The organism is Microbacterium sp. AISO3, assembly GCF_002204305.1.
In the GTDB taxonomy this organism is placed as follows: Bacteria; Actinomycetota; Actinomycetes; order Actinomycetales; family Microbacteriaceae; genus Microbacterium; species Microbacterium arborescens.
In genome coordinates this window covers 210,918-236,819 of sequence record NZ_NHRF01000004.1, presented here as the reverse complement: position 1 = coordinate 236,819, position 25,902 = coordinate 210,918, and the positions used below count along the sequence as shown (strand labels likewise).

General features: G+C 68.4%; 24 protein-coding genes. 18 read left to right on the top strand and 6 right to left on the bottom strand.

Translation table 11 applies throughout. From position 1 onward, the window contains the following. Positions 1–16: 16 nt before the first annotated feature. The gene (locus tag CBF90_RS08480; protein WP_023951505.1) at positions 17–661 is read right to left on the bottom strand and encodes a heme-copper oxidase subunit III; all 645 of its coding nucleotides are present in this window, start codon (positions 659–661) and stop codon (positions 17–19) included. A gap of 121 nt (positions 662–782) precedes the next feature. Here CBF90_RS08480 and trpD point away from each other — a divergent pair, with 121 nt between their 5' ends. The 3 genes from trpD to CBF90_RS08465 all read left to right on the top strand — a co-directional run bounded on the left by trpD (position 783) and on the right by CBF90_RS08465 (position 3,465). Continuing rightward, positions 783–1,832: an anthranilate phosphoribosyltransferase gene (trpD, locus tag CBF90_RS08475; RefSeq protein WP_023951503.1), complete on the top strand. Its 1,050-nt coding sequence runs from the start codon at positions 783–785 to the stop codon at positions 1,830–1,832. Positions 1,833–1,925: 93 nt separating this feature from the next. Then, the gene (locus CBF90_RS08470; RefSeq protein ID WP_071919392.1) at positions 1,926–2,417 is read left to right on the top strand and encodes an aromatic ring-opening dioxygenase LigA; all 492 of its coding nucleotides are present in this window, start codon (positions 1,926–1,928) and stop codon (positions 2,415–2,417) included. A gap of 49 nt (positions 2,418–2,466) precedes the next feature. Then, the gene (locus CBF90_RS08465; protein ID WP_172407811.1) at positions 2,467–3,465 is read left to right on the top strand and encodes a PHP domain-containing protein; all 999 of its coding nucleotides are present in this window, start codon (positions 2,467–2,469) and stop codon (positions 3,463–3,465) included. A 15-nt stretch (positions 3,466–3,480) separates the two neighbouring features. Here CBF90_RS08465 and CBF90_RS08460 read toward each other — a convergent pair whose 3' ends face one another. From CBF90_RS08460 to CBF90_RS08450, 3 genes are all read right to left on the bottom strand, one after another. Then, on the bottom strand, positions 3,481–4,398 hold the full coding sequence (locus CBF90_RS08460) for a 5'-3' exonuclease (RefSeq protein ID WP_071918288.1): 918 nt from the start codon (positions 4,396–4,398) through the stop codon (positions 3,481–3,483). Positions 4,399–4,444: 46 nt separating this feature from the next. After that, positions 4,445–4,903: a hypothetical protein gene (locus CBF90_RS08455; RefSeq protein WP_088380359.1), complete on the bottom strand. Its 459-nt coding sequence runs from the start codon at positions 4,901–4,903 to the stop codon at positions 4,445–4,447. 236 nt (positions 4,904–5,139) lie between these two features. Continuing rightward, complete coding sequence (locus CBF90_RS08450; protein ID WP_088380358.1) at positions 5,140–5,565, bottom strand: hypothetical protein; 426 nt, start codon at positions 5,563–5,565, stop codon at positions 5,140–5,142. 94 nt (positions 5,566–5,659) lie between these two features. On the opposite strand from CBF90_RS08450, the gene CBF90_RS08445 reads away from it, so the two are divergent. The 4 genes from CBF90_RS08445 (at position 5,660) to CBF90_RS08430 (ending at position 10,819) form a co-directional block, all read left to right on the top strand. After that, positions 5,660–6,172, top strand: a complete 513-nt coding sequence (locus CBF90_RS08445; RefSeq protein ID WP_306460402.1) for a YchJ family protein — start codon at positions 5,660–5,662, stop codon at positions 6,170–6,172. A 228-nt stretch (positions 6,173–6,400) separates the two neighbouring features. Next, complete coding sequence (gene rpsA / locus CBF90_RS08440) at positions 6,401–7,858, top strand: 30S ribosomal protein S1 (protein ID WP_023951490.1); 1,458 nt, start codon at positions 6,401–6,403, stop codon at positions 7,856–7,858. A 124-nt stretch (positions 7,859–7,982) separates the two neighbouring features. Beyond that, positions 7,983–9,659, top strand: coding sequence for a cell wall metabolism sensor histidine kinase WalK (locus tag CBF90_RS08435; RefSeq protein ID WP_083990694.1), 1,677 nt, complete (start codon positions 7,983–7,985; stop codon positions 9,657–9,659). Continuing rightward, a complete protein-coding gene (locus CBF90_RS08430) occupies positions 9,656–10,819 on the top strand; it encodes a diguanylate cyclase (RefSeq protein WP_088380357.1) in 1,164 nt (387 codons plus the stop codon). The genes CBF90_RS08435 and CBF90_RS08430 overlap by 4 nt, the downstream gene beginning before the upstream one ends. Before the next feature lie 18 nt (positions 10,820–10,837). Here the strand turns inward: CBF90_RS08430 and CBF90_RS08425 are convergent, their stop codons facing one another. Continuing rightward, positions 10,838–11,566 carry a response regulator transcription factor gene (locus CBF90_RS08425; RefSeq protein WP_088380356.1) on the bottom strand — a complete coding sequence of 243 codons (729 nt, stop codon included), beginning with the start codon at positions 11,564–11,566 and terminating at the stop codon, positions 10,838–10,840. A 91-nt stretch (positions 11,567–11,657) separates the two neighbouring features. On the opposite strand from CBF90_RS08425, the gene coaE reads away from it, so the two are divergent. Further along, entirely contained in the window at positions 11,658–12,266 is a 609-nt protein-coding gene (coaE, locus tag CBF90_RS08420) for a dephospho-CoA kinase (RefSeq protein WP_023951484.1), read from the top strand. 63 nt (positions 12,267–12,329) lie between these two features. Then, positions 12,330–14,411, top strand: a complete 2,082-nt coding sequence (gene uvrB / locus CBF90_RS08415) for an excinuclease ABC subunit UvrB (protein WP_023951483.1) — start codon at positions 12,330–12,332, stop codon at positions 14,409–14,411. A gap of 21 nt (positions 14,412–14,432) precedes the next feature. On the opposite strand, the gene CBF90_RS08410 is transcribed toward uvrB, so the two are convergent. Next, the gene (locus tag CBF90_RS08410; protein WP_036304611.1) at positions 14,433–14,675 is read right to left on the bottom strand and encodes a hypothetical protein; all 243 of its coding nucleotides are present in this window, start codon (positions 14,673–14,675) and stop codon (positions 14,433–14,435) included. Between the two features lie 36 nt (positions 14,676–14,711). Here CBF90_RS08410 and CBF90_RS08405 point away from each other — a divergent pair, with 36 nt between their 5' ends. The 9 genes from CBF90_RS08405 (at position 14,712) to tpiA (ending at position 25,861) form a co-directional block, all read left to right on the top strand. Next, positions 14,712–15,176, top strand: coding sequence for a MarR family winged helix-turn-helix transcriptional regulator (locus CBF90_RS08405; RefSeq protein ID WP_023951481.1), 465 nt, complete (start codon positions 14,712–14,714; stop codon positions 15,174–15,176). A gap of 52 nt (positions 15,177–15,228) precedes the next feature. Continuing rightward, complete coding sequence (gene uvrA / locus CBF90_RS08400; protein WP_023951480.1) at positions 15,229–18,114, top strand: excinuclease ABC subunit UvrA; 2,886 nt, start codon at positions 15,229–15,231, stop codon at positions 18,112–18,114. Position 18,115: 1 nt separating this feature from the next. Then, positions 18,116–20,014, top strand: a complete 1,899-nt coding sequence (gene uvrC, locus CBF90_RS08395; protein WP_023951478.1) for an excinuclease ABC subunit UvrC — start codon at positions 18,116–18,118, stop codon at positions 20,012–20,014. Positions 20,015–20,048: 34 nt separating this feature from the next. Then, positions 20,049–20,924, top strand: coding sequence for an RNase adapter RapZ (gene rapZ / locus CBF90_RS08390; RefSeq protein WP_036304946.1), 876 nt, complete (start codon positions 20,049–20,051; stop codon positions 20,922–20,924). A 41-nt stretch (positions 20,925–20,965) separates the two neighbouring features. After that, a complete protein-coding gene (gene whiA / locus CBF90_RS08385) occupies positions 20,966–21,943 on the top strand; it encodes a DNA-binding protein WhiA (protein ID WP_023951475.1) in 978 nt (325 codons plus the stop codon). Positions 21,944–22,099: 156 nt separating this feature from the next. Further along, positions 22,100–22,720, top strand: a complete 621-nt coding sequence (locus CBF90_RS08380; protein ID WP_023951473.1) for a superoxide dismutase — start codon at positions 22,100–22,102, stop codon at positions 22,718–22,720. Between the two features lie 137 nt (positions 22,721–22,857). Next, entirely contained in the window at positions 22,858–23,862 is a 1,005-nt protein-coding gene (gap, locus tag CBF90_RS08375) for a type I glyceraldehyde-3-phosphate dehydrogenase (protein WP_023951471.1), read from the top strand. A 5-nt stretch (positions 23,863–23,867) separates the two neighbouring features. After that, on the top strand, positions 23,868–25,082 hold the full coding sequence (pgk, locus tag CBF90_RS08370) for a phosphoglycerate kinase (RefSeq protein ID WP_064956828.1): 1,215 nt from the start codon (positions 23,868–23,870) through the stop codon (positions 25,080–25,082). Further along, on the top strand, positions 25,073–25,861 hold the full coding sequence (tpiA, locus tag CBF90_RS08365; protein WP_064956827.1) for a triose-phosphate isomerase: 789 nt from the start codon (positions 25,073–25,075) through the stop codon (positions 25,859–25,861). The genes pgk and tpiA overlap by 10 nt, the downstream gene beginning before the upstream one ends. The last annotated feature ends 41 nt before the right edge of the window (positions 25,862–25,902 follow it).

Below are 25,902 nucleotides of genomic sequence, written 5' to 3'. Positions count from 1 at the left end.
GTGAATCAGCTCCGGGTTACTTCAGGAAGTAGATGACGGCGAACAGGACGAGCCACACCACGTCGACGAAGTGCCAGTAGTACGACACGACGATGGCGGACGTCATCTCTTTCCGGCCGAAGTTCTTGACGGCGAAGGCGCGCCCGATGACGAGGAGGAAGGCCACGAGACCACCGGTGACGTGGAGGGCGTGGAAGCCGGTGGTGATGTAGAAGGCTGACGCGTAGGAGTCGGCCTGGATGGGCATGCCCTCCGCGACGAGGGTGGCGTACTCCCACACCTGGCCGGAGACGAAGATCGCGCCCATGAGGAAGGTCAGGAAGAACCACTCCACCATTCCCCACTTGCGGAGGTTCCAGATGGAGCCCGAGCGGTAGGGGCGGAAGTGTTCGGCGTTGTGGACACCGATCTGCGCCGTCACCGACGACAACACGAGGATGAGGGTGTTGACCGCGGCGAACGGGATGTTCAGCAGTTCGGTGCGGTCGGCCCACAGCTCGGGAGAGGTGTTGCGCAGAGTGAAGTAGATCGCGAAGAGGCCCGCGAAGAACATCACCTCGCTGCCGAGCCACACGATGGTGCCCACAGCGACCGGGTCCGGCCGCTTGACCGAGCGCAGGGCCTGGGAATACGTCGCTGGAGTGGTCGTCACGGCATCCATTATGGCCGATCTGCAGGGTGGTTTCTGCATCGCTGAAGGTCTGATCGGATCGCGTCGCGGTTAGGAGTACCTAAGAACGAGCTCAAAGTCGCCCGGCAAGTGGCCGATAGGATCGTGTGTCATGGCTCAGCACGCGTGGCGCGACATCCTGACCGATCTTCTCGAGAAGCGGGATCTCAGCGTGTCGGCGGCGACGTGGGCCATGCGCGAGGTGATGGCCGGCCGGGCATCCGACGCTCAGCTCGGAGGCTTCCTGGTGGCGCTCCGCGCGAAGGGCGAGACGGTCGACGAGATCGTGGGGTTCCGCGATGCGATCCTCGAGGCCGCCCTGCCGCTGGCGGTCCCCACCGACGCGCTCGACATCGTCGGCACCGGAGGCGACCGCTTCGGCACGGTGAACGTCTCGACGATGGCGTCGATCGTCGCGGCGGCCACCGGCGTGCCCGTCGTCAAGCATGGCAACAAAGCCGCGAGCTCGAAGTCCGGCTCGTCGGACGTGCTCGGCGCGCTCGGCATCGACCTGTCGCTCGACCCCGACCATGTCGCACGCGTGCTGGAGGAGGCGGGGATCACCTTCGCCTTCGCGTCGGCCTTTCACCCCGGCTTCCGCCACGCCGGGGCGGCGCGCGCGGAGCTCGGCATCCCCACCGTCTTCAACTTCCTCGGGCCGCTCTGCAACCCGGCTCGCGCTGAGGCGAACGCCGTGGGCGTCGCGCACCTCGACCGGGTGCCGCTCATCACGGGCGTCTTCCGAACGCGCGGTGCGACTGCCCTGGTCTTTCGTGGCGACGACGGCCTCGACGAGCTGACCACGACGGGGCACAGCCGGATCTGGGAGGTCAGTCTCGGCGATATCCACGAGCACGATCTGGACCCGCGCGATCTCGGCCTGCCCCTCGCGCGCATCGAGGATCTGATCGGCGGTGAGCCGCAGCACAACGCCGCGGTCGTCCGGCGCGTGCTCGACGGGGAGAGTGGCCCGGTGCGCGACATCGTCGTTCTGAACGCGGCGGCGGGAATCGTGGCCTACCGGCTGTGGCGGGATGCCGCTCAGGTGCAGCGTCCGATTCTCGAGCGACTGGCCGAGGCCTCCGAGGCCGCGGTGCGGGCCATCGATTCGGGGGATGCGTCGAAGACCCTCGAGCGGTGGATCGCGGCCTCCGCGAGCTGAGGTCAGACCACATCCTTTATTCACGGCACCGTGTGGGCGGCGCCGTGATGCCGGGTGAATAGCGTGAGGCGCAACGCACCCGAGGAGGAACTGATGTCCCACACCACCCCCACCGCCGATACGGTGGAGGCCCCCGTCCGCCGTACCGGTCTCGTGAAGCTCCTAGGCATCCTGGGGATGCTCGGCGGAGTCGTCCTGATCATCGGCGGAATCGTCGTCTGGTCGATCGTGTCGGGGCAGCTGCGCGCCGAGAACATCACCGTCCCCGACGACGCCGCTGCTTTCCAGGGGCAGACCGTCGCCGGACCGTTCACCGCCTACGTGCAGGCGGACATCATCCAGCATCACGCGCTCGACGCCTCCGGCGGCAAGACCTACGCCGAGTTGGATAAGGACGACCCCGTCCGCGCGACGATGATGAACGCCTCGTTCCTTCGCGCATCTCTGTTCACCTCCGTGGTCTCGTTCGGCGTCGCCGCCTTCGCGATGGGCGTCGGTATCCTGTCGATCATCTTCGGCTTCGCGGTACACCGCCTGGCCTCGGCCCCGGTGGTCGTCCGCCGTACGGCGGTCACCTCCGGCTGAATGGGGAGGACGAAGGGCCCGTGCTCCGGCACGGGCCCCAGACATGCTCATGGATCCCATCGACGCCTTGACCGAGATCGCCGAGCTGCTCGAGCGCGAGCGTTCGTCGAAGTACAAATCCAAGGCGTTCCGAGCTGCGGCCGACGCGATCCGGAGCCTGTCCGATGATCAGCTCGACGACACCACCGCGCTGCGCCGCCGCCCCGGCATCGGCGAACGGACCCTCGCGGTCATCGTCGAGGCGCGGGCAGGCGGCGTGCCGGCCTACCTCGCGGATCTGCGCGAACGGCGGGGTGTCGTCGTCGCCGGCGAGCTGCGCCGCCGGCTGCGGGGCGACCTGCACTGCCACTCGGACTGGTCCGATGGCTCCACCCCGATCGCCGAGATGGTGGCCGCGGCGCGCACCCTCGGGCACGAGTACCTCGCCCTGACGGATCACTCGCCTCGCCTGCGCGTGGCCCGCGGCCTGTCGCCGGAACGCCTGCGCGACCAGCTCGACGTCGTCGCCGGGATGAGCGGCGACGGGTTCACGCTGCTCAGCGGCATCGAAGTCGACATCCTCGACGACGGCTCCCTCGATCAGGAGGACGCCCTGCTGAGGCGACTCGACATCGTCGTCGCCTCGGCGCACTCGAAGCTGCGGATGGCCCGGGGCGCGATGACCCGGCGGCTGGTGGCGGCGGCATCCGATCCTCGCGTCGACGTGCTCGGTCATGTGACCGGCAGGCTCGTCGAAGGGGAGCGCGGCACGCGGCCGCAATCGGAGTTCGATCCCGAACCCGTCTTCGACGCGTGCGCCGAGCATGGCGTGGCCGTCGAGATCAACTCCCGGCCGGAGCGGCAGGATCCGCCCGACGATCTCATCGAGCAGGCGATCGCCGCCGGCTGCCTCTTCTCGATCGACTCGGATGCGCATGCGCCGGGGCAGCTGTCGCTCATCGACTACGGGGCCGAGCGCGCGGAGCGGCTGGGTGTCCCCGCCGACCGCATCGTCACGACCTGGTCGCTCGAACGGCTGTGGGAGTGGGCCGGTCGTCCCCGCTCCTGAAAGGGCGTGGAGGGGTCAGGCGCGGCTGCGCAGCGCGGATGCCGCGCGTGCGAGCGAGCCGCCCAGCCCGCGGCGCTCGGCGACCTCTGCGACGGCATCGGGATCGGCGGCACGGATGCGGCCGTCGACAGCGCCGAGGTCCAGGTCGCGCACGACCCGGACGACCTGAGGCGCCACCGCGAGATAGTCGGCCGCCGCGGCCAGCTTCGCCCGCACGCCGGCCGTCATGCCCTCGCCCCTTCCGGCAGCTGCCAGGATGCCCGCGAGGTCGCCGTGAGCGGCCAGCAAGGTCGCCGCGGTCTTCTCGCCCACCCCCGCGACGCCGGGAAGCCCGTCGGAGGCGTCGCCGCGCATCGTCGCGAAGTCGGCGTACTGTTCGGGGCGCACGGCGTACTTCGCCAGCACGCTCTCTCCGGTCAGCACGTCGAGGTTGCTCATCCCGCGTCCGGTGTAGACGACCCGGACGCCCTGGTCGTCGTCGACCAGCTGGATGAGGTCGCGGTCGCCGGTGACGACGTCGACGGGCATGGTCGCCCGCGTGGCGAGGGTGCCGATGACATCGTCGGCCTCGTGGTGAGGCGCGCCCACGACCGGGATGCCGAGCACGCCGAGGCTCTCGCGGATCGTGGGGATCTGCGCCTCGAGCGGGTCGGGCACGACCTCGACATCGGGGCCGGACTCGACCGCCTCCGCGACGCGATGCGTCTTGTAGGTCGGGATCAGGGCGACCCGCCATTGCGGGCGCCAGTCGTCGTCCCAGCAGGCGATCAGGTGGGTCGGCTCGTAGGCCGCCACGAGCTTCGCGATCATGTCGAGGAAGCCGCGGGCCGCGTTGACGGGCCGGCCCTCGGAATCCTTCACGGTGTCGGGCACGCCGTAGAACGCGCGGAAGTAGAGGGATGCGCTGTCGAGCAGCATGAGGCGGTCGCTCATCGCATCATCCTGGCACGGGATGCCCGCCTCGCAGCATCCTGCCGCTTCAGCACCCGGGGCCCGACGGCGGCTCGTTGCAGGCGCGGTCGACGAGCGTCCCACGAGCCTCCAGCACCTCGATCGGATACCCCGCGGTCGGAATGTCGAGGAGACCCGCGACCGGTCGCCATCCGCGGCCGAGATCGACCTCCGCTCGATAGCGCACCGTGGCGGTCGCGACGAATCTGCCGCGCGAGCGGTAGACGTGGCTCGCAGGCGTCCGAGCGTTGCCCGCGACGCTGAGAGTCGATCCGTCGCCGGGCGCGATGACGACGTCTTCCGCCGTGAAGCGAACGGTCACCGGAAGCTCGAAGAGGGTTCCGGCGGCGATGTGCTGCGGTGCCGCGATCTCGAAGTCCACGGGAAGGCCGGCAACGGCGAAGCCGGCCGGCTGGCTGCTGAGCGCAGCGGGTTGCGGAGCGAAGGATGCGACGTCGGCGATCGTCGCCTGCGGCAGGAGCGACACCGTGAAGTCGTCGCATCGGTTGAGTGCTCCGCAGTCTCGCGGCGGGGCCGGCGCAGCTTTTTCCTGTGGGTTAGTTCCATCGCCGGCCGTGCCATCCTGCGTCCACCAACCTCCCACAAGGACTTCCCGTCCGTTGCTGCTCATCGATGCACAGAGCCCCGCAGCCAACCGATCGAAGTCGCAGGCTTCGCTCCGGGCCATCGCACCGAGAGTAAGGGACAAGACGAGCGCCTCCATCAGCAAGACAAGTCCTCCACGACGGAGTTGGTGATGAGGGCGCGTTCCACGTCGACTGTGATGGACAGCTTTTGACGATCCGGCCGGTCAAGCGGGGTCACGTCGTTCCCTTGGGAATCCTTCACTCGCGCGTCCCCCGAATCCACACAAGTCGCAAGTACCGCGGACACTCCGTCAAACGAGACGGGTTGCACCCATAGGACGTCTGTTCGGCCGACGACTGCAACCCCAGCGCTTTGTAGTTCTGCGGCAGTTTCTTCGGCGGCCTGCCGCGCTTCGTCCGCCAGTAACAGCACGGGGTCTGCCGAGGCAGACGGGTCTGATCGACGACCGTTGAGGGCTTCGACGTAGGCGCGGTAGGTCTCCTCGGCGGCGGCGAAAGCGGCGGCGTCGCTGTCGGCGGGGGAGGCGGTCGTCGTGGTCATCGGTGAGGCGGGCGGCGACGCGGGGGAGCCGCATCCGCTCGTCAGAAGGAGAGCGGCGACGAGAGCGGCAACAGCATGGCGGCGTCGGACGAACATGTCCCGAACGTACCGAGGCCCGCCGGGCGGGCGTGCGAACTGTCCACAGGGGCGGTCTCGTAGCCTGGAGGCATGCGGAACCGGGGTGGACATGTCGTTCGGTGAAGCGGCGCTGAGACGGCGGCCGGCTGCCACAGACCCCTGCCCTTGCGGCGGCGGGTCGTTCGGGTCGTGCTGCGGCCCCGTTCTCGACGGTCGGGCGGCGCAGACCGCGGAACAGCTGATGCGTTCGCGCTACACCGCGTTCGCCGTCCACGACGGCGCTCACCTGGCGCGCACCTGGCATCCCGTGACGCGCCCGGACGACATCGAGTCGGACGGGCCCGAGCAATGGAACGGGCTCACGGTCGTCCGCGCGGCCGGCGGCCCCGACGACACCGAGGGCACCGTCGAGTTCACGGCGCGGTGGCGCTCCGGCACGGACTCGGGAGAACTCCACGAGGTCAGCCGGTTCACGCGGATACGCGGTCGGTGGCTCTACGTCGGCGGCGTCGTCGATCCCTCGCGCTGACCGTCGACCAGAGCCTCGGGCCGGATGTCGCCGGGAGCCGGGGATGCGCTGGGGGACTGGAATCGCGCGGGCGCGCTCTGATACTCTGGATCGTCACTCGTGTGGCCTTGTCGCCATGCGTTCACGACGCATCATCCACAACCATCCGCCGCGGTCGAGCCCGTCATCGTCGAGATGACGCCCGGATCCGCGGCCCGACACCCTGACCCAACAAGGACAACCCACTACATGACTAACGCAACGACCGCCCCGGCCACCAAGCAGGTCGCTATCAACGACATCGGATCTGCTGAGGACTTCCTGGCCGCGGTCGAGAAGACTCTGAAGTTCTTCAACGACGGTGACCTCATCGAAGGCACCGTGGTGAAGATCGACCGCGACGAGGTCCTCCTCGACGTCGGCTACAAGACCGAGGGCGTCATCCCCTCGCGTGAGCTTTCCATCAAGCACGACGTCGACCCCAACGAGGTCGTCAAGGTCGGCGACGAGGTCGAAGCCCTCGTTCTCCAGAAGGAGGACAAGGAAGGCCGCCTCATCCTCTCCAAGAAGCGTGCGCAGTACGAGCGCGCTTGGGGCGACGTCGAGAAGATCAAGGAGAACGACGGTGTCGTCACCGGCTCCGTGATCGAGGTCGTCAAGGGCGGTCTGATCGTCGACATCGGCCTGCGCGGCTTCCTGCCGGCATCGCTCATCGAGCTGCGTCGCGTCCGCGACCTCACGCCGTACCTCGGCCAGGAGATCGAGGCCAAGATCCTCGAGCTCGACAAGAACCGCAACAACGTCGTGCTCTCGCGCCGCGCCCTGCTCGAGCAGACGCAGTCCGAGTCGCGCACCACGTTCCTCAACAACCTGCACAAGGGCCAGGTCCGCAAGGGCGTCGTCTCGTCGATCGTCAACTTCGGTGCGTTCGTCGACCTCGGCGGCGTGGACGGCCTCGTGCACGTCTCCGAGCTCTCGTGGAAGCACATCGAGCACGCCTCCGAGGTTGTCGAGGTGGGCCAGGAGGTCACCGTCGAGATCCTCGAGGTCGACCTCGACCGCGAGCGCGTCTCGCTGTCGCTGAAGGCGACGCAGGAGGACCCGTGGCAGGTCTTCGCCCGCACCCACGCGATCGGCCAGGTCGCTCCGGGCAAGGTCACCAAGCTCGTTCCGTTCGGTGCGTTCGTGCGCGTCGCAGACGGCATCGAGGGCCTCGTGCACATCTCCGAGCTGTCGGGCAAGCACGTCGAGCTCGCCGAGCAGGTCGTGTCGGTCGGCGAAGAGGTCTTCGTCAAGATCATCGACATCGACCTCGAGCGTCGCCGCATCTCGCTGTCGCTCAAGCAGGCGAACGAGTCGGTCGACCCCTACGGCACCGAGTTCGACCCGGCCCTCTACGGCATGGTCACCGAGTACGACGAGAACGGGGAGTACAAGTACCCCGAGGGCTTCGACCCGGAGACCAACCAGTGGAAGGAAGGCTTCGACGAGCAGCGTCTTGCCTGGGAGGCCGAGTACGCGGCAGCTCAGGGTCGCTGGGAGGCTCACAAGGCCGCCGTCGTCAAGGCTCTCGAGGCCGAGGCTGCGGCTCCCGCCGACAACGGCTCGTCGTTCTCGTCGGACGTCCAGTCCGCGAGCACCGGCGGTGGCACCCTTGCCGACGACGAGGCTCTCGCCGCTCTGCGCGAGAAGCTGTCGGGCCGCTGAGTTCACACTGACACGACGGAAGGGTCGGAGCCTCGTGCTCCGGCCCTTCCGCCGTTTCATGCGCAGTCGGGATCATCAGCCCGCCGCGTGCCCGGGCTGCTCCGGGACGCGATAGTTTCAGATCATGGAGACGGACACGCCGCAGCGCACGCGGGCGACATATGTTCTCCCCGCGCCCCCGCGATGGGTCGATGCCGTCCTCGGCGACGGCGACCGCACGCGATCGGCGATGCTCAATCAGATCGTCACCACGTCCGTGGTGCTCGTCGTCGCGATCGCCGGTCTCGTCATCGGATTCCGCGGTGACACCGCTCTCTTCTTCCTCGCGGTCACCGCCGTGTTCATGCTCACCGGCGCCGCGATCATCGTCCCCTGGGGTCACCTCCGTCCGCTGTGGCTCGCGATGATCCCACTCGGCGACGTCGCGGCGATCGGGGTCATGCGGGTCGCCGAACCGACCGGGGGATTCGGGCTGCTGTGGGTGTTCCCCGTGATCTGGCTCGCCGCCGGGTTCGGCACCGTCGGCTGGATCGGGGGCATCGTCCTCGCTCTGACCGCGTACGGAGTGACGGAGGCCGTCATCCATGCGTCGCCGTCCTCGTTCGGGTTTCTTCTGCTGCCGCTGCTGCTGATCGCGGTGAGCACCTCCACGTATCTCAGCAGCAGGCGGGCCGCTGCTCAGCGTCTCCTCCTCGACCGTCAGGCGACGGTGCTGACGCAATCCCTCGAGCGAGCTCGCCGGCACGAGCAGGTGCTCACGGAGGCTCTCGACCGCGTGGACTTCGGCGTTGCTCGCATCGAAACGGACGGCTCGGCCTCGATCATCAACGATGCGCACGCCCGGCTGCAACGGGGATCCCGCACGAGCGGACAGCCCGACGTGTATGCGGCGGACGGCTCGACGCCCCTCGACCCGCAGGATCATCCGCTCGCCCGAGTGCGGCGCGGCGAGGCGTTCACCGACGCGCGCATCCAGGTCGGACGCGACGATGACCGCCGCGTCCTGAGCGTGTCGGCACGGCGCATCATCGAGCCGGACGGACGCGACTCCGGAGCCGTCGTCGTCACGCGTGACGTCACCGCCGAGACCGACGCGCTGCGAGAACGGGACGCATTGGTCTCGTCGGTGTCGCACGAGCTGCGCACGCCCCTCACCTCGATCCTCGGGTACCTCGAACTCGCGATCGACACTCCCGGGGTGCCCGAGGCGGCGCTCGAGAACCTGCGCGTAGCCGACCGGAATGCGGATCAGCTGCTGCGTCTCGTCGGCGACGTGCTCGCTGCGTCGAGCCAGCACAAGTCCGCTGCCCAGCTGACGGTGTCTCCGGCCGACATCGATCTCGTCGAGATCGTCAACGCCGCGGTGGAGTCCATCCTCGTCAGCGCGGGCGAGCGCGGGATCACGATCGATGTGTCCCGCGTCGAACCCGCCCGCGCGTACGCCGACCCGGTCCGCATCCGTCAGGTGCTCGACAACCTGCTCTCCAACGCTGTGAAGTACAACCGCCCACGCGGACGCGTGTCAGTGGCGACCTCGGTGGGCGATCAGTGGGCGCTCATCGCAGTCCAGGACTCGGGTGTGGGCCTCAACGAGGAGGACCTCGGTTCGGTGTTCCAGCGCTACTACCGTGGAGCCGCTGTGCGAGACTCCACCGTCACCGGAAACGGACTCGGGCTCGCCATCAGCCGCGACATCGTCCGCAGGCACGGCGGCGACATCACGGTGAGCAGCGTCCTGGGGGTGGGGTCGACGTTCTCGGTGACGCTTCCGGCCCGTCGACCGGGGGCGGCGCCGTCATGATCGACCAGTTCTCCGTATCCGTGATCACCGCGATCGTGGTCTTGGCGTGCGCGGTGCTCTTCGTCTTCGACACGCTGGTGCGGCGTCCCGAGCAGAGCGGCCGCTTCTGGGCGGTCGGGTTCCTCTGCGCCGTGCTGACGACGATGTTCTATGTCGTGTGGGCCAGCGCTCCTGAGACCGCGTGGGCCGTCGTGTGCGGCAACACGGCTTCGGTGGTGGGCACGGGGCTCATGTGGCTCGGATGCCGTGCCTACAATCGGCGGACGGTACGCGGGGCCGGCGTGCTGGTGGCGGTCGCCGGCATCGTCGCCGCGATCGCCGCGTCCGTCGAGTTCGCACTGGGCGGCGACGACTGGTCCGGCTCCCTCGTGATGTTCGCCGCCCTGAGCGCCGCCGCGGCCGCTGCCTCGGTGGAGTGCTTCCGCGGCGCGCTCGGGGCATCCCGCACGGCGCTCCCGCTGGGTCTCGTGTTCGGTGTGCAGGCCGCGTTCTATCTCGCGCGCATCCTCGTCGTGTCGATGTTCGGCTACGGCGAGACGTTTCAGCTGTGGGTGGGCTCTGTGCCGACCAGCATCCTCACCGTCGTCCTCTCCATCACGGCAGTCGTGAGTGCGTCCGTGCTGCGTGCCGGCCGGGCCGGTGTCCGCGGCTCCGATTCGCCGGAGGGGCGGGATACCGGCCCCGGCGAGATCGTCTCGGTCGCCGGCTTCCGCCGCGCTGTCGCCGTGAGCGTCCAACGCGCGCGAGCCCGGCGGGAGCTGATGGCGGTCTGGGTGATCGAGCTCGACGGGCTCGAATACATCGCGACGGCTTTCGGCCTCGATGTCGGCGACGAGGTCGTGCAGACGTGGCGCGACACCATGACGACCAACGCGCCGACGCTCGCTGTCGTCGGCGAGGTCGGCTCCGAGCGGATCGGCGTCGTCACGGTCGTGAGCTCGGCGGCCGACGCGCGGCGACAGGCCATGGCGCTGTACCGCTCGCTTTTCGAGGCGCTCGCATCGGTCGAGGGGGGAGTGCTGCCCGCGATCGGGATCGGAGTCGCCCTGAGCGACGTCGTGGGCTACGACGGGGACGCTCTCATCGAGGTCGCCGCGACGACGGCGACCCGCGCGTCATCCGGGGTGGCGTCGGCCGTGCTTCTCGCGGAGCCTTCCTGATCGCGTGAACGGGTCGGCTCAGGAAGGCGCGAGGCGATAACCGATGCCCTGGTCCGAGAGGATCAGCGTGGAGGCGGCCGCGGCGGCGAGCGTCTGCCGCAGCGACTCGACGCTGCGCTCTACCGCCCGGACCTCATCGGCATCGGGGGCATCGGCGCGCGAGCGGGAGCGCAGGGAGAGGGCGAGCTCGTGCTTCGTCCGTGTGCGCCCATGCGCGACGACCAGGTCGCGCAGCACCGCCGATTCGGTGGGCGCGAGGTCGACGGGTGCGCCGGCGACGCGGAATCCGCCTTCGTCGACGGAGAGGTCACCGTAAGCGGACCCGGCCGGCGCGGACGTCGCCAGCCCGGCAGGGACGATGTCGTCGACGGGCGCCTCGTCGCGGCGCCGTCGAGAGGGAATCGCGGCGAGGCGTGCCTTGAGGTCTCGCGGGCGGAAGGGCTTGCCGAGGTACTCGTCGCCACCGGCTGCTCGCCCTCGTTCCGCATCGCCAGGCTCGACGAACGCCGAGATGAAGATGATGTAGGTGTCGCTGAACGCGCGGACGCGGCGCGCGACCTCGAACCCGTCGATCCCCGGGATGTTGACGTCGAGCGTCGTGACGTCGGGGGCGACGGTTCGGATCAGCTCGACCGCGTCGAGCCCGTTCTCGGTGGCGTGCACGGTGAACCCGCTCGACTCGAGGATCGCCGAAAGCAGGCTGCGGATGTCGGCCTGGTCTTCGACGATGACGGCGGTACGTTCCACGGTGATCCCACCTTCTGCGGGTTGTCAGGGTTCCATCGTATCGATCGCGCGACCTCGCGCCGGGTCTAGCGCCCATGGCATCCTCGGGTGTATGCCTCTGATCGCATTGACCGGCGGGATCGCATCCGGCAAGAGCACGATCGCACGGCGACTGACGGAGCACGGTGCCGTCGTCGTCGATGCCGATGCGATCGTCCGAGACGTACAGCGAGCGGGTTCGCCCGTCCTGGAGGCCATTCGCGCGGCGTTCGGGCCGGCAGTGATCACGGCGGATGGCGAGCTCGACCGCGCCGCGCTGGCGTCCATCGTCTTCGCCGACTCGGAGGCGCGGACGACGCTGAACGAGATCGTGCACCCGGCGGTGCGCGCGGAATCGCAGCGTCGCTTCGACGAGGCGCTCGGGCAGGAGCGCAGGAGAGTCGTCGTGTACGACGTGCCGCTGCTCGTCGAGGCCCGCGTCGACGACCCGTGGGACGCGATAGTCGTCGCGCACGCGCCCGCCCCCGTGCGCCGCGAGCGGCTGCAGCACCTGCGGGGGATGACGGCCGAGGAGGCCGACCGCAGGATCGCGGCTCAGGTTCCGGATGACGAGCGCCTCGCGATCGCGGACGTCGTCATCGACACCGCGGGCGACCTCGACGAAACGCTCCGGCAGGTCGACGCCCTGTGGGACCGGCTGACGGCGGAGGCCACCGGCTAGCACGAGCGCACGCTCTGAGCGAAGACCGGGCCCGGTGTCGGTGGCCCCGCCTACGCTGGAATCATGCAGACCACGCGCTCAGTGAGGCCCTTCGAGGTCATCAGCGAATACGTCCCGAGCGGTGACCAGCCCCAGGCGATCGCCGAGCTCGCGGGCAGGATCAACGCGGGTGAGACCGACGTCGTGCTGCTGGGCGCCACCGGTACGGGGAAGTCCGCGACGACGGCGTGGCTCATCGAGCAGGTGCAACGGCCGACGCTCGTCATGGCGCACAACAAGACGCTCGCCGCGCAGCTGGCGAACGAGTTCCGCGATCTCATGCCGAACAACGCGGTCGAGTACTTCGTCAGCTACTACGACTACTACCAGCCCGAGGCCTACGTTCCGCAGACCGACACCTTCATCGAGAAGGACTCCTCGATCAACGCCGAAGTCGAGCGGTTGCGCCACTCGACCACCAACTCGCTGCTGAGCCGCCGCGACGTCGTCGTCGTCAGCACCGTCTCGTGCATCTACGGCCTCGGCGCGCCGGAGGAGTACCTGCGCGCCATGGTCGCGCTGCAGGTGGGGGAGCGTTACGACCGCGACGCCCTGATCCGCAAGTTCATCGCAATGCAGTACAACCGCAACGACGTGGACTTCTCGCGCGGCAACTTCCGGGTGCGGGGCGACACCATCGAGATCATCCCCGTGTACGAGGAATACGCGATCCGCATCGAACTCTTCGGCGACGAGATCGAAGCGCTCTACATGCTGCATCCTCTGACGGGCGACATCGTGCAGAAGATGGACAGCGTTCCGGTGTTCCCGGCCTCCCACTACGTCGCGGGCACCGATACGGTGCAGCGCGCCATCGGCACCATCGAGCACGAGCTGGCCGAGCGCCTGAAGGAGTTCGAGAGCCAGGGAAAGCTGCTCGAGGCGCAGCGACTGCGGATGCGGACGACGTTCGATCTCGAGATGTTGCAGCAGCTCGGGTTCTGCTCGGGCATCGAGAACTACTCGCGGCATCTCGACGGTCGTTCCCCCGGAGAGCCACCGCACACGCTGCTCGACTTCTTCCCCGACGACTTCCTTCTCGTGATCGACGAGTCGCACGTGACCGTTCCCCAGATCGGAGCGATGTACGAGGGGGATGCCTCCCGTAAGCGCACCCTCGTCGACCACGGTTTTCGTCTGCCGAGTGCGATGGACAACCGCCCGCTCCGCTTCGACGAGTTCAAGGAGCGCGTCGGGCAGACCGTCTACCTCTCCGCGACGCCGGGGCGCTACGAGATGGGCATCGCCGACGGCGTCGTCGAGCAGATCATCCGTCCGACGGGCCTCGTCGACCCCGAGATCATCATCAAGCCGTCGAAGGGTCAGATCGACGATCTGCTCGAGGAGATCCGACTCCGGGTGGAGCGCGACGAGCGGGTGCTCGTCACGACGCTCACGAAGAAGATGGCCGAGGAGCTGACCGACTTCCTCGGCGAGCACGGCGTGCGCGTGCGTTACCTGCACTCCGACGTCGACACGCTGCGGCGCGTCGAGCTCCTGACCGAGCTGCGCCAGGGCGCCTACGACGTCCTCGTCGGCATCAACCTGCTGCGCGAGGGACTCGACCTGCCGGAGGTGTCCCTCGTCGCGATCCTCGACGCCGACAAGGAGGGATTCCTGCGCTCGGGAACCTCGCTGATCCAGACCATCGGACGTGCGGCACGAAACGTCTCGGGTCAGGTGCACATGTACGCCGACAAGATCACCGACTCGATGGCCGCGGCCATCGAGGAGACCGAGCGTCGACGTGAGAAGCAGATCGCCTACAACCTCGAGAACGGCATCGATCCGCAGCCGCTGCGCAAGAAGATCGCCGACATCACCGATGCGCTCGCGCGCGAGGCGTCCGATACCCGCGATCTGCTGAACGGCAAGGCGACTGCTCGCAACAAGTCGGGCAAGGGCAAGAGCCCGACACCGCAGCTGCGACGTGAGGGAATCGCCGCGGAAGGGGCTCAGCAGCTCGAGGCGACGATCGAAGACCTGTCGCAGCAGATGCTCGCCGCCGCAGCGGAACTCAAGTTCGAGCTGGCCGGGCGCCTCCGCGACGAGGTTCAGGATCTGAAGAAAGAACTGCGCGCGATGGAGCGCGCCGGGCACGCCTGACGCCTCGGCCGTGTCTGGGTCTCAGCGGGGGCAGTGCAGAAGCGGCTTCGGGCCGGTCCGGTCGACATCGTGCTCGGTCATGGGGTGGCCGCACAGCGGGCACGCGCGTCCGGTGCGCTCCGGTTCGGGTTCGGTGTCGTAGGGGCCGACCGACGCGGGGCCGGCCGCGCGGATGAGGCGCGAGTTGACGTAGGCGTACCAGCCGCCCGCCTCGCGGACGCGGGTGCGGAGGGGAGGGCGGTGGTCGTGGTCGGTCATGATCATCAGTGTACTAACGATTAGGACGTATAGGATGCGAGCGTGGACTCCGCCGACGACATGTTGAAGCTCGACAACCAGCTCTGCTTCGCGCTGGTCACCGCCGCCCGCAACGTCGTGGCCATCTATCGCCCGATCCTCGAGCCCCTCGGTCTGACCCATCCGCAGTACCTCGTCATGCTCGCCCTCTGGGAGGCGTCTCCGCAGGCGTTGGGTGAGCTCGCGGCCGACCTCGCGATGGAGCCGGCGACGCTGTCCCCGCTCGTCAAACGCCTCGAAGCCCAGGGGCTCGTCACGCGTGAGCGACGCAGAGGCGACGAGCGTGTGCTCGAGATCGGTCTCACCGCCGACGGCCGCGCGCTGCGGGCGGATGCCGTGCGCGTACCCGAACAGGTCATGGCGGCGGTCGGGATGACCGTCGACGACGTGACCGCTCTGCGAGACGGTCTCCGGCCCTTCGCGGGGCGGCGGGTCCCTCGAGAGCCCGCTTCTCTCCGTCGCGAGTGAGCCCAGGGCGAACCTCGGAGCCAGTGTCGGAGGCCCCACCTAGACTTGTGCGGTGCCCATCGTCCCCGTCGCTTCCTCATCGAAACTCAGCGTCCGCGGAGCCCGCGTCCACAACCTCAAGGACGTCGATCTCGACATTCCGCGCGACAGTCTCGTCGTCTTCACCGGCCTCTCCGGCTCGGGAAAGTCGAGCCTCGCCTTCGACACGATCTTCGCCGAGGGTCAGCGCCGCTACGTCGAGTCGCTGAGCGCCTACGCGCGCCAGTTCCTCGGTCAGGTCGACCGTCCCGACGTCGACTTCATCGAGGGCCTCAGCCCGGCGGTCTCGATCGATCAGAAGTCGACGAACCGCAACCCCCGGTCGACCGTCGGCACGATCACCGAGATCCACGACTACATGCGCCTGCTCTGGGCTCGCATCGGCGTTCCGCACTGCCCCGAGTGCGGTGAGCGGATCCAGCGTCAGACGGTCCAGCAGATCGCCGACCAGCTGATGGAGCTCCCCGAGCGCACCCGTTACCAGGTCGTGGCGCCCGTGGTGACGCAGAAGAAGGGCGAGTTCGTCGACCTCTTCAAGGAGCTGAGCGCGAAGGGCTACGCCCGCGCCGTCGTCGACGGCGACGTCGTCTCGCTCGCCGAGCCGCCGACGCTGAAGAAGAGCTACAAGCACGACATCGCGGTGGTGGTCGACCGGCTCGTGGCCGGCCCCGACCTGCTCGGACGCGTCACCGACTCCGTCGAGACCGCGCTCGCGTTGGCCGGCGGCGTCATCAAGATCAACTTCGTCGACGAAGAGGGCGACGCTGCGTGGCAGAGCTTCAGTGAGAAGCTCGCCTGCCCCAACGGGCACGCCCTGCAGCTCACCGAGATCGAGCCGCGCACGTTCTCGTTCAACGCACCCTTCGGTGCGTGCCCCACGTGCTCCGGTCTCGGCACCCGGATGTCGGTCGACCCGGAGCTCATGCTGGGCGACGAGGAGCTCTCCATCGCCGAGGGCGTCCTGCTGCCGTGGACGACGCAGGGCAAGGGGCTCTTCCAGTACTACGAGCGCCTCCTCGAGGGGCTCGCATCCGACCTGAAGTTCTCGCTCAAGACTCCGTGGCGCGACCTCCCCGGCGACGTGCAGGATGCGGTGCTCCGCGGAGAGAACTACAAGGTCACCGTCAAGTGGAAGAACCGCTACGGGCGCGAGATGCGTTACGCCTCCGGGTTCGAGGGCGTCATCCCGTACATCGAGCGTCAGTATCTTCAGGCCGAGACCGACACGCAGCGTCAGCGCTGGGCCGAGTACCTGCGCGAGGTCCCGTGCCCCGCATGCGACGGCGACCGGCTCAAGCCGGAGGTACTCGCCGTCCTCGTCCACGAGCGCTCCATCGCCGACGTCGCTCGGCTGAGCCTCGCCGAGGCGCAGACGTACTTCAACCAGCTCGAGCTCACGGAGCGCGAGGCCAAGATCGCCGCAGCGGTGCTGCGTGAGATCCGCGCTCGCCTCGACTTCCTCATCGAGGTCGGGCTGAACTACCTGAGCCTGGGCCGCGCAGCCGGGTCGCTCTCGGGCGGCGAGGCGCAGCGCATCCGACTCGCGACGCAGATCGGCTCGGGCCTCACCGGGGTGCTCTACGTCCTCGATGAGCCGTCGATCGGACTCCACCAGCGCGACAACCGGCGATTGATCGACACCCTCGTCAAGCTCAAGAACCTCGGCAATACGCTCATCGTCGTCGAGCACGACGAAGAGACGATCGCCGCAGCCGACTGGGTGGTCGACATCGGCCCGCGCGCCGGTGTCGAGGGCGGCAACGTCGTGCACTCCGGCCCCTATGATGCTCTGCTCGCCGACGAGAACTCGATGACCGGCGACTACCTGTCGGGGCGGCGCTCGCTCGAGACGCCGACCAAGCGTCGCAAGATCGACAAGAAGCGGATGCTGACCGTCGTCGGCGCTCGTGCCAACAACCTGAAGAACGTCACGGCCGAGTTCCCGCTCGGCGTGCTGACCTCCGTCACGGGTGTGAGCGGCTCGGGCAAGTCCACGCTGGTCAACGGCATCCTCTACGAAGTGCTCGCGACCCGTCTGAACGGCGCGCGCCGCGTCGCGGGCAAACACACGCGTGTCACCGGACTCGACAACCTCGACAAGGTCGTCCACGTCGACCAGGCGCCGATCGGCCGGACACCGCGCTCGAACCCGGCCACCTATACGGGCGTCTTCGACCGCATCCGCACCCTGTTCAGCGAGACGCCCGAGGCGAAGGTGCGCGGGTACCTGCCCGGCCGTTTCTCGTTCAACGTCAAGGGGGGCCGCTGCGAGGCGTGCTCGGGCGACGGCACGCTGAAGATCGAGATGAACTTCCTGCCCGACGTCTACGTCGACTGCGAGGTGTGCCACGGCAAGCGCTACAACCGCGACACCCTGGCCGTGCATTACAAGGGCAAGAACATCGCCGAGGTCCTCGAGATGCCCATCTCGGAGGCGGCAGAGTTCTTCGAGCCGATCCAGGCGATCCACCGCTACCTGAAGACTCTCGTCGACGTCGGGCTCGGTTACGTCCGGCTCGGTCAGTCGGCCACGACGCTGTCGGGCGGGGAGGCGCAGCGTGTCAAGCTCGCGACGGAGCTCCAGCGCCGCTCGAACGGCCGAAGCATCTACGTGCTCGACGAGCCCACGACCGGTCTGCATTTCGAAGACGTCCGCAAGCTCCTCGAGGTCCTCAACGGCCTCGTCGACAAGGGCAACACCGTCATCACGATCGAGCACAACCTCGACGTGATCAAGGCGTCCGACTGGATCATCGACCTCGGTCCCGAAGGTGGAGCCGGCGGCGGCACGATCGTGGCGACCGGCACGCCCGAGCAGGTCGCGGGTGTTGCCGAGAGTCACACCGGCCAGTTCCTCGCCGAGATCCTGGGGGCCCCGGCGGCGCGCAAGGCGGGCTGACGTGGCGAACGTCCTTCCCTACCGGCCCAAAGCGGGCGAGATCCCGACCGATCCCGGCGTCTACCGCTTCCGCGACGCGGAGGGGCGGGTGCTGTACGTCGGCAAGGCGAAGAACCTGCGGGCGCGCCTGTCGAACTACTTCGCGCCGCTGCACACGCTCCACGAGCGCACGCGGCGCATGGTCACGACAGCGGCATCCGTCGAGTGGACGGTGGTGGCGACCGACGTCGACTCGCTCCAGCTGGAGTACATGTGGATCAAGGAGTTCGATCCGCCGTTCAACGTCCGCTACCGCGACGACAAGTCCTATCCGTTCATGGCGATCACCCTCGCCGATGAAGCGCCCCGCGTGATCGTGACGCGCAACCGCCGGATCCCCGGCGCGAAGTACTTCGGCCCTTACCCCAAGGTCTGGGCGGTGCACGAGACCATCGACCTGATGATCAAGGTCTTCCCGATCCGCACCTGCAGCGATTCGTCGTACAAGAAGGCCATGGCGTCGGGGCGTCCGTGCTTCCCCGGTCAGATCGGCCGGTGCGGCGGTCCCTGCTCGATGAAGGTCACGATCGAAGAGCACCGCGCGATGGTCGACGATTTCGTCGCCTTCATGTCGGGCGGCGATCAGCGGTTCGCCCGCGAGCTCACGACGCGCATGCGCGAGTCGGCCGCCGCGATGGACTACGAGTCGGCCGCCGTCTACCGCGACAAGCTGCAGGCGATCGACGCCGTCCTGAACAAGAGCGCGCTCGTGCTCGAGGACGACATGGATGCCGACCTCTTCGGCATCGCCGAGGACGAGCTCGCCGCCGCCGTCCAGCACTTCGTCGTGCGTGGCGGCCGCATCCGCGGTGTCCGGGCGACGACCATCGAGAAGGAGATCGACATCTCGGGTGCCGATCTGGTCGATCAGGTGCTGCAGCGGACGTACGGGGATGCCGCTGCCGCCGACATCCCGCGCCATGTGTTCGTCCCGACCCTCCCGGGCGACGCCGGGGAGCTGGAGCAGTGGCTCCAGACGCGCCGCGGGAGGCGCGTGACGATCCAGGTCGCACAGCGCGGGCGGAAGGCCGACCTCATGAAGACCGCCAGCATCAATGCCCAGCAGGCGTTGATGCTCCACAAGACGCGTCGCACGAGCGACTACGTCGCCCGCAGTCAAGCGCTGACGGATCTGCAGGAAGCGCTGGGCCTGGACGAGGCTCCGCTGCGGATCGAGTGCTACGACGTGTCTCATCTGTCGGGCACGAACGTGGTCGCTTCGCTCGTGGTGTTCGAGGACGGCCTGCCGCGCAAGGATCAGTACCGGATCTTCGGCGTCAACGAGACCACCGACGACACCGACTCGATGTATCAGGTGCTCACGCGACGTCTCGCCTACCTCGACCGGCCCGACGAGGAGGACGAGCCGGTTCCCGACGCGACGGCCGACGGTGAGGTCGTCACGGCACGCAAGCGTCCGCGGTTCGCCTACCGTCCGCAGCTGCTCGTGGTCGACGGCGGCAAGCCTCAGGTCGAGGCCGCAGCCCGGGCGCTCGCAGACGCCGGGCACACGGAGATCGCGCTCTGCGGCATCGCCAAGCGGCTCGAGGAGATCTGGCTGCCGGGGGAGGAGTACCCGGTCATCCTGCCTCGTACCTCGGAATCGCTCTATCTGCTGCAGCGACTGCGTGACGAGGCGCATCGCTTCGCGATCGTCCACCAGCGCAAGCGGCGCAAACGCGACATCACCTCGGTGCTCTCCGAAGTCCCCGGCCTGGGAGCGGCCCGCATCAAGGCGCTGCTGCGCCATTTCGGGTCCGTGTCGAAGCTCAAGCAGGCCACCCCCGAGGAGATCCAGGAGCTGCCGGGAATCGGTCCCCGCCTCGCGGAGGCGATCCACCGGCACCTCGCGGACGGATAGGCTGGACACCGGCGAAAAGACAGGGGTGGTGACGGTGACCGACGAGGTTCCGGCGGGCGAGATTCTCATCGTCACGGGTATGTCCGGGGCCGGACGCACGACGGCCGCCAACGCCCTCGAAGACCTCGGCTGGTACGTCGTCGACAACCTTCCGCCGCAGATGCTGCGCCCGCTGCTGGAGCTCAGCGAGCTCGCGGGCAACGCGCTGCCGCGAGTCGCGGCGGTCGTCGACGTGCGCGGTGGCGAGCTGTTCGCGGCGCTGCCCGACATCACCCGCGCGCTGCGACACGGCCGCGCTCTGCGGATCCTGTTCCTGGATGCCGCCGACGAGGTGCTCGTGCGCCGGTTCGAGTCCGTGCGGCGGCCGCACCCGCTGCAGGGCGACGGCACACTCGTCGACGGCATCCGCCGCGAGCGCGAGCGACTCGCCCCCATTCGCGAGAGTGCGGACGTGATCGTCGACACCTCTCGCGACAACATCCACCAGCTCGCCACCTACATCGCCGATCTCTTCGCCGACGACGGCGCGGCGCGGCACACGGTCACCGTCATGAGCTTCGGGTTCAAGTACGGGCTGCCGCCGGACGCGGACCTCGTAGCCGACATGCGCTTCCTCCCGAACCCCTTCTGGAACCCCGAGCTCAAGGCGCTCACCGGCGAGGACGACGCGGTGCGCGAGGAGGTGCTCTCGCACGATAACGCGCGCGAGTTCATCGACGCGTACGCTGCGGCCCTCGCCCCGGTTCTGCGCGGGTACCAGGAGGAGAACAAGCGTCATTCGGTGGTCGCCGTGGGGTGCACCGGCGGCAAGCACCGCTCCGTCGTGACAGCACGCGAACTCGCTCAGCGGTTGTCGGGCCTCCCGGGTGTGGCGGTGCGACTCAAGCACCGCGACCTCGGTCGCGAGTAGGCTATCCCTTCGTCCCCCGAACCCCCTCCCGAAGGAGCGCCGTGCCGCTGACCGCTGACGTCAAGACCGAGTTGGCTGCGATGCGCGACCCTCGACCCGCCGCCCGGGTGGCCGAGGTGACCGCGATCCTGCGCTTTGCGGGCGGTCTGCACTCCATCGCGGGCCGTGTGGCCGTCGAGGCCGAGGTCGACTCGGAGATTCTCGCGCGCCGCGTCGCCCGCGAGCTCGTCGAGATCTACGGTGTGCGCCCCGAGCTCGCCCGCATCCAGGCATCCGGCGGACGCGACGGCGCGACGTTCGCCGTCCGTGTCCGCGAGGGCGGGGAGACCCTGGCTCGCCAGACGGGCCTGCTCGACCAGCGTCGACGTCCCGTCCGCGGCCTTCCCAACCGGCTGACGACGGGATCGCGTCCCGATCTGGCCGCACTGTGGCGCGGAGCGTTCCTCGCGGCCGGCTCGCTGTCGGACCCCGGGCGTTCGGCGGCTCTCGAGATCTCGTGCCCGTCGCCGGAAGCCGCCATGGCCCTCGTCGGCGCCGCCCACCGTCTGGGCATCGCCGCCAAGGCACGCGAGGTGCGCGGGATCCCGCGCGTCGTCGTCCGCGACGGCGAGGCGATTCGTCAGACGCTGGCCGAGATGGGCGCCACGCGCACGGCCGACACCTGGGATCAGATGCGTCAGCGCCGCGAGGTGCGCGCCGGCGTGAACCGTCTCGTGAACTTCGACGATGCGAACCTGCGTCGTTCGGCCCAGGCGGCCGTCGCAGCCTGTGCCCGGGTCGAGCGCGCTCTCGAGATCCTGGGGGACGAGGTGCCCGACCACCTCAAGCAGGCCGGAGACCTGCGCCTCGCGCACCGGGACGCGAGCCTCGACGAGCTCGGGCACCACGCCGATCCGCCCCTCACCAAAGACGCCGTCGCGGGCCGCATCCGCCGCCTTCTCGCGATGGCCGACAAGAAGGCCGCCGCCGAGGGTCTGCCCGACACCGAGTCGGCCGTCCCCGCGGGTCTTTCCGACTGAGCGACCTCTTCCGCGTTACACCGCGTTCCGAACGGGAAGCAACGGGGTGTGCGACGGGTTGCCCCTCAATAGGATGAGAAACGTCCACGAGGCGTGCGGTCGCGCGCCTTCGACAGCACGAGCCGCGCGCTGCGCGGTGCTGACAGGAGATAGAGAATGACGAAGTACACCCTTCCCGAGCTCCCCTATGATTACGCGGCTCTCGAGCCGCACATCAGCGGCAAGATCATGGAGCTTCATCACTCCAAGCACCACCAGACGTACGTGAACGGCGCCAACACCGCTCTCGAGCAGCTCGCGGAGGCCCGTGAGACCGGCAACCTCGCGAACGTCAACAAGCTCGAGAAGGACCTCGCGTTCAACCTCGGCGGGCACGTCAACCACTCCATCTTCTGGACGAACCTCTCGCCCGAGGGCGGTGGCGAGCCCGAGGGCGAGCTCCGTGCGGCGATCGACGAGTTCTTCGGGGGCTTCGACAAGTTCCAGGCGCACTTCACGGCTGCCGCCACCGGCATCCAGGGCTCCGGCTGGGCCGTGCTCAGCTGGGACCCGATCGGCGCCCAGCTGATCATCCAGCAGCTGTTCGACCAGCAGTCGAACACCGCCCAGGGAACCATCCCCATCTTCCAGCTCGACATGTGGGAGCACGCCTTCTACCTCGACTACCTCAACGTCAAGGCGGACTACGTCAAGGCGGCGTGGAACATCGCGAACTGGCAGAACGTCGCCGAGCGCTTTGTGACGGCCCGGGAGAAGACGGCCGGCCTGCTCGCGTAGTAGGGTCATAAACAGGTGAGGATGCCGGGCTCCTCCCGGCAACGGGAGCCGAACCCGGCATCCTCTTCTTTTTCATCAGATCGCGTTTCGGTCAGCCAGCACGGGCTTTTCCGGCGCGACAAGAAACGGGAGACATCGTGTCTGTCAAGATCGGCATCAACGGCTTCGGCCGCATCGGACGCAACTACCTCCGCGCCGCCCTCGCTCAGGGCGCGGACCTCGAGATCGTGGCGGTGAACGACCTCACCGACAACAAGACTCTCGCCCACCTGCTCAAGTACGACTCGATCCTGGGTCGCCTGGACGCCGAGGTCACGTACTCGGAGGACTCGATCACGGTCGGCGGCAAGACCATCAAGGTCTTCGAAGAGCGCGACCCCGCCAACCTGCCCTGGGGTGAGCTGGGCGTCGACATCGTCATCGAGTCGACGGGTCGCTTCACGAACGCCGAGGACGCCAAGAAGCACATCGCGGGCGGCGCCAAGAAGGTTCTGATCTCGGCTCCCGCGAAGGGCGAGGACGGCACGTTCGTCATCGGCGCCAACGAGGACCTGTACGACCCCGAGAACCACAACGTCATCTCGAACGCGTCGTGCACCACCAACTGCCTCGCGCCGCTGGCGAAGGTTCTCAACGACGAATTCGGCATCGTCAAGGGCCTCATGACGACGGTCCACGCGTACACCGCCGACCAGAACCTGCAGGACGGCCCGCACAGCGACCTCCGCCGCGCACGCGCCGCCGCCCTGAACATCGTCCCCACCTCGACGGGTGCGGCCAAGGCCATCGGCCTCGTCCTCCCCGAGCTCAAGGGCAAGCTCGACGGCTTCGCCCTGCGCGTGCCCGTTCCCACCGGTTCGGCCACCGACCTCACGGTCGAGCTCGAGCGCGAGGTCACGGTCGACGAGATCAAGGCCGCATACAAGGCTGCTGCCGAGGGACCGCTCAAGGGCATCCTGAAGTACACCGAGGATGAGATCGTCTCGAGCGACATCGTCACCGACGACCACTCCTGCATCTTCGACGCAGGCCTGACCCGCGTCATCGGCAACCAGGTCAAGGTCGTCGGCTGGTACGACAACGAGTGGGGCTACTCCAACCGCCTCGTCGACCTCACCGAGCTCGTCGCCAGCAAGCTCTGACGACCATGGCTCTGCGAACCCTCGATTCGCTGGGCCCGCTCGCAGGCAAGCGCGTCATCGTCCGTGTTGACTTCAACGTCCCCCTGAAGGACGGAGTCATCACGGACGATGGCCGTGTGCGTGCGGCGCTGCCCACCATCGACCACCTCATCGGCCAGGGCGCGCGTGTCATCGCCTGCTCGCACCTCGGTCGTCCCGACGGTTCCCCCGACCCGAAGTACTCGCTCGAGCCCGTCGCGCAGCGGCTGTCCGAGCTGCTCGGCAAGCCCGTCGCCTTCGCCGGCGACACCGTGGGCGAGTCGGCGCAGCAGGTCGTGTCGTCCCTCGGCGACGGCGACGTGGCGGTGATCGAGAACCTCCGCTTCAACGCAGGGGAGACCGCGAAGGACGAGACCCAGCGTCGCGCCTTCGCCGAGCAGCTCGCCTCCCTCGGCGACGTGCTCGTCTCGGACGGCTTCGGTGTCGTGCACCGCAAGCAGGCGTCGGTCTACGATCTCGCCGAGATCCTGCCCTCGGCGGCCGGGTTCCTCATCGAGAAGGAGGTCGACGTCCTCGACCGCCTCACTGAGAACCCGGAGCGTCCGTACGCGGTGGTGCTCGGCGGTTCGAAGGTGAGTGACAAGCTGGGTGTCATCGAGCACCTGCTTCCGCGCGCCGACAAGATCCTCGTCGGCGGCGGGATGCTGTTCACGTTCCTCGCTGCGCTCGGGCACAAGGTCGGCAAGAGCCTGCTCGAGAGCGACCAGCTCGAAACCGTGAAGGGCTACATCGCCACGGCGAAGGAGCGCGGCGTCGAGCTCGTTCTCCCCGTCGACGCCGTCATGGCCTCCGGTTTCGCCGCCGACGCCGACCACGTCGTCGCCGCGGCCGATGCTCTGGAGGACACCGCCTTCGGTGCCGACGGCATGGGCCTGGACATCGGCCCGAAGACGGCGGAGCTTTTCGCAGACGCGATCCGCAGCTCCCGTACCGTCTTCTGGAACGGGCCCATGGGCGTGTTCGAGATGCCGGCGTTCGCCGCGGGCACCCGCGCTGTCGCCCAGGCGCTCACCGAAGTCGACGGCCTGTCGGTCGTCGGCGGCGGAGACTCCGCGGCGGCGGTGCGCCAGCTCGGATTCTCCGACTCGTCGTTCGGCCACATTTCGACCGGTGGCGGTGCGTCGCTGGAGTTCCTGGAGGGCAAGAAGCTGCCCGGTCTGGAGGTGCTCGGATGGGCATGAACCGTATGCCCCTCATCGCGGGCAACTGGAAGATGAATCTCGACCACCTGCAGGCGGTCGCGTTCGTACAGAAGCTCCACTGGACGCTGAAGGATGCCAAGCACGACGACGACTCGGTCGAGGTGGCGGTCTTCCCGCCCTTCACCGATCTGCGTACGGTGCAGACGCTGCTCGACGCCGACAAGATCGCGTTCGCGCTCGGCGCTCAGGACCTCTCGACGAAGGACTCCGGTGCGTACACCGGTGAGATCTCGGGAGCGTTCCTCAAGCAGCTCGACTGCCGGTATGTGATCATCGGTCACTCCGAGCGTCGCGAGTACCACGCCGAGACCGATGAGGTCGTCGCGGCGAAGGTCCAGGCGGCACTCCGTCACGGCCTCTCACCGGTCATCTGCGTGGGGGAGACGGCGGAAGACCTCGAGAAGCACGGCGCTTCGGCTGTTCCGGTGGCGCAGCTCGAAGCGGCCCTCGCGGGCGTGGCGGCGGATGCCGACATCGTGGTCGCCTACGAGCCGGTGTGGGCCATCGGCTCGGGGCAGGCGGCGACGCCGCAGCAGGCGCAGGACGTATGCGCGAAGCTGCGTGAGGTCGTCGGCTCCGTGCTCGGGGCTGACGCGGCGGCACGCACCCGCATCCTGTACGGCGGTTCGGTGAAGTCGGCGAACATCGCCGGATTCATGCGCGAGCCCGATGTCGACGGCGCCCTCGTCGGCGGCGCGAGCCTGGTCGCGGACGAGTTCGCCGCGATCATCCGCTACCAGAAGCACGTCGGCGTGTGACGTCGTACGGCCCGGCGACCTACCGGTCGCCGGGCCGTACG

Bases quoted from the DNA above. Each gene is read 5' to 3' on its own strand.
- tpiA (WP_064956827.1), top strand. From the start codon at position 25,073: ATGGGCATGAACCGTATGCCCCTCATCGCGGGCAACTGGAAGATGAAT.
- coaE (WP_023951484.1), top strand. From the start codon at position 11,658: ATGCCTCTGATCGCATTGACCGGCGGGATCGCATCCGGCAAGAGCACG.
- CBF90_RS08435 (WP_083990694.1), top strand. From the start codon at position 7,983: ATGGAGACGGACACGCCGCAGCGCACGCGGGCGACATATGTTCTCCCC.
- CBF90_RS08465 (WP_172407811.1), top strand. From the start codon at position 2,467: ATGGATCCCATCGACGCCTTGACCGAGATCGCCGAGCTGCTCGAGCGC.
- CBF90_RS08430 (WP_088380357.1), top strand. From the start codon at position 9,656: ATGATCGACCAGTTCTCCGTATCCGTGATCACCGCGATCGTGGTCTTG.
- CBF90_RS08470 (WP_071919392.1), top strand. From the start codon at position 1,926: ATGTCCCACACCACCCCCACCGCCGATACGGTGGAGGCCCCCGTCCGC.
- CBF90_RS08460 (WP_071918288.1), bottom strand. From the start codon at position 4,398: ATGAGCGACCGCCTCATGCTGCTCGACAGCGCATCCCTCTACTTCCGC.
- CBF90_RS08480 (WP_023951505.1), bottom strand. From the start codon at position 661: ATGGATGCCGTGACGACCACTCCAGCGACGTATTCCCAGGCCCTGCGC.
- uvrB (WP_023951483.1), top strand. From the start codon at position 12,330: ATGCAGACCACGCGCTCAGTGAGGCCCTTCGAGGTCATCAGCGAATAC.
- rpsA (WP_023951490.1), top strand. From the start codon at position 6,401: ATGACTAACGCAACGACCGCCCCGGCCACCAAGCAGGTCGCTATCAAC.
- CBF90_RS08410 (WP_036304611.1), bottom strand. From the start codon at position 14,675: ATGATCATGACCGACCACGACCACCGCCCTCCCCTCCGCACCCGCGTC.
- CBF90_RS08450 (WP_088380358.1), bottom strand. From the start codon at position 5,565: ATGACCACGACGACCGCCTCCCCCGCCGACAGCGACGCCGCCGCTTTC.
- trpD (WP_023951503.1), top strand. From the start codon at position 783: ATGGCTCAGCACGCGTGGCGCGACATCCTGACCGATCTTCTCGAGAAG.
- CBF90_RS08445 (WP_306460402.1), top strand. From the start codon at position 5,660: ATGTCCCGAACGTACCGAGGCCCGCCGGGCGGGCGTGCGAACTGTCCA.
- pgk (WP_064956828.1), top strand. From the start codon at position 23,868: ATGGCTCTGCGAACCCTCGATTCGCTGGGCCCGCTCGCAGGCAAGCGC.
- CBF90_RS08380 (WP_023951473.1), top strand. From the start codon at position 22,100: ATGACGAAGTACACCCTTCCCGAGCTCCCCTATGATTACGCGGCTCTC.